This is a genomic window from Streptomyces sp. RP5T (genome assembly GCF_003933965.1).
GTDB lineage: Bacteria > Actinomycetota > Actinomycetes > Streptomycetales > Streptomycetaceae > Streptomyces.
In genome coordinates this window covers 1-3,066 of record NZ_RSAJ01000807.1, presented here as the reverse complement: position 1 = coordinate 3,066, position 3,066 = coordinate 1, and the positions used below count along the sequence as shown (strand labels likewise).

The window sequence follows — 3,066 nt, the reverse complement described above, 5'->3', positions numbered from 1 at the left end:
GTTCGAAATACCGATAAACCACAACCGCGTGAGCGACTCGCAGAGGAGCACCCCCATGGCACCGCCCCTCTCCAGACGATCCCTTCTCCACGCCGCCGCCCTCGCGGCCGCGGCCCCAGCGATCACCCACGCGGGAACGGGCCGTGCCGTCGCCGCGGCCTCGGAGGCACCGACCGTGTGGACCGCCCAGCCCTTCGCCCTCGACGAAGTCACCCTCGGCCCGGGCCTCTTCGCCGACAAGCGCGAGCTCATGCTCGACCACGCGCGCGGCTACGACGTGAACAGGCTGCTCCAGGTCTTCCGCGCCAACGCCGGCCTGTCCACCGGCGGCGCCGTCGCGCCCGGCGGCTGGGAGGGACTGGACGGCGAGGCCAACGGCAACCTCCGCGGCCACTACACCGGGCACTTCCTCACGATGCTGTCGCAGGCGTACGCCTCCACCGGCGAGCAGGTCTTCGCCGACAGGATCGCGACGATGGTGAGCGCGCTGACCGCGGTCCGCTCGTCCCTGCGCGCCGACCCCGCGATGCTCCCCGTGACCGGGAGGTTCGGGACCGCCCAGGAGAACGTCCGCGGCTCCTACCAGTACGTCGACCTCCCGGCGGCCGTGCTAGGCGGTGCGTCCGCCTTCACCCTGTCGGCGTGGGTCAGGCCCACCCACGCCGACACCTGGGCCCGCGTCCTCGACTTCGGCGACGACACCACCAGGTACCTGTACCTGGCCGCCCGCAACGGCTCGGGCGTGCCCCGCTTCGCCATCACCACCAGCGGGGCCGGCGGCGAACAGGGTCTCAACGGGACGACCGCCCTGCCGCTGGACCGGTGGAGCCACCTCGCCGTCACCCTCTCCGGCACGACCGGCGTCCTCTACGTCAACGGCACGGCCGTCGCGACGAACACCTCGATGAGCCTGAACCCGGCGGCGCTCGGCACCCTGGCCCACCACTGGCTCGGCCGCTCCCACTACGCGGGCGACCCCGTCTTCGCGGGCGCCTTCGACGAGTTCAACGTCTGGTCCCGGGCCCTGACCGCCGCCGAGATCGGCGCCCTGCAGAGCAACCGGGCCGCCGACGGCTCCGCCGGACGCGGCAACCTGGTGTCGTACGAATTCTTCGAGACCACCAGTGGCACCTTCGCCGACGCCTCGGGCCGCGGCCTGACCGCGACCCTGCGCCGGACGTGGGGCGGCCCGAGCCACCCCGGGTTCCTGGCGGCCTACCCGGAGACGCAGTTCATCCAGCTGGAGTCGATGACGGGCAGCGACTACACCAAGGTCTGGGCGCCCTACTACACCGCCCACAAGATCCTCCGGGGCCTGCTGGACGCGTACACCGCCACGGACGACGCCCGGGCCCTCGACCTGGCGTCGGGCATGGGCGACTGGATGCACTCCCGGCTGTCGGTGCTCCCGGAGGCGACCCTCCAGCGGATGTGGGGCATCTTCTCCAGCGGTGAGTTCGGCGGCATCGTGGAGGCGATCGTCGATCTTCACGCGGTCACCGGGAAAGCCGAACACCTCGCGCTGGCCCGCCTGTTCGACCTCGACAGGCTGATCGACGCGTGCGCCGCGAACACCGACATCCTGAACGGCCTGCACGCCAACCAGCACATCCCGATCTTCACGGGCCTGCTGAGGCTGTACGACGCGACGGGCGAGCAGCGCTACCTCGCCGCGGCGAGGAACTTCTGGGGCATGGTCGTCCCATCCCGGATGTACGGCATCGGCGGCACCAGCACCGGGGAGTTCTGGAAGGCCGCCGGCGTGATCGCGGGCACGATCGGCGACTCGACGGCGGAGACGTGCTGCGCGTACAACATGCTGAAGCTGAGCCGGACGCTGTTCTTCCATGAGCAGGACCCGAAGTACATGGACTACTACGAGCGGGCCCTCTACAACCAGGTGCTCGGCTCCAAGCAGGACAAGGCCGACGCGGAGAAGCCGCTGGTCACCTACTTCATCGGGCTGACGCCCGGTCACGTGCGGGACTACACGCCCAAGCAGGGCACCACCTGCTGCGAGGGCACGGGCATGGAGAGCGCAACCAAGTACCAGGACTCGGTGTACTTCAAGGCCGCCGACGGGAGCGCGCTGTACGTCAACCTGTACAGCCCTTCGCAACTGACGTGGTCAGAACGGAGTATGACGATCACTCAGACCACCGATTACCCCAGCGAGCAGGGCACCACGCTCACCTTCGGTGGCTCGGGCGCCACCTTCGCCCTGAAGCTGCGGGTGCCGTCGTGGGCCACGGCGGGCTTCCGGGTGACCGTCAACGGCGGTGCGGTGAGCGGGACTCCGGCCCCCGGGTCGTACTTCACGGTGTCGCGGGCCTGGAAGGCGGGGGACGTCGTCCGGGTCGGCGTGCCGTTCCGGTTGCGCGTCGAGAAGGCGCTGGACGATCCGTCCCTGCAGACCCTGTTCTACGGCCCCGTCAACCTGGTCGCCCGCAACTCGGCCACCGGTTACCTGCCGTTCGGGCTCTACGCCAACGCGGCCCTGTCCGGCGATCTGCTGCCGACCCTGAGCCCGGTGACCGGCAAACCCCTCCACTTCACCCTGAACGGCACCGAGTTCGCCCCCTTCCACGAGGGGACCGAGGACCCGACCCACGCCTACTTCCGGCGCTCGGAGCCCCGGGTCGTGTTCGGCGGGATCGACTCCGGCGTGGCCAACCCGGTGCGGTCCGACGGCACTTCGCTGCTCGACGAGATCTGGGCGGGGGCGCCCTTCGCCGGCAAGACCGCACTCGTCGCCCGGGTGCAGTCGACGGTGGACTCCTGGGTGGCGGCCGGGCTGCTCACCCAGGCGAACGGCCGGACCGTGGTGGACACGGCACAGCGGGCGGCGTACGTCTCCTGACCGCCCCGACCGCACCTCCAGGGCACGGGCGTCTCACACGGCGCCCGTGACCTTGGCGACGAAGGCCGCCAGGTTCGTCACCATGCGCTGGATCTTCTCGTCGACGGTGAGCGTCTCGTGCAGCCGCGCGCCGGGGCCCACGTCCCGCTTGCCGCGCACGTACAGGGAGCAGGCCAGGTCGTCGCACATGTACGCCCCGACCGAGT

At 70.5% G+C, this 3,066-nt stretch carries 2 protein-coding genes; one reads left to right on the top strand and one right to left on the bottom strand.

Annotated elements, in window-relative coordinates; genetic code table 11:
• Positions 1-55 precede the first annotated feature (55 nt).
• Complete coding sequence (locus tag EHS43_RS41320; protein WP_125195646.1) at positions 56-2,860, top strand: beta-L-arabinofuranosidase domain-containing protein; 2,805 nt, start codon at positions 56-58, stop codon at positions 2,858-2,860.
• Between the two features lie 33 nt (positions 2,861-2,893).
• Here the strand turns inward: EHS43_RS41320 and EHS43_RS41315 are convergent.
• A partial coding sequence (locus tag EHS43_RS41315) for an FBP domain-containing protein (protein WP_185806632.1) occupies positions 2,894-3,066 on the bottom strand: 173 nt, incomplete at its 5' end.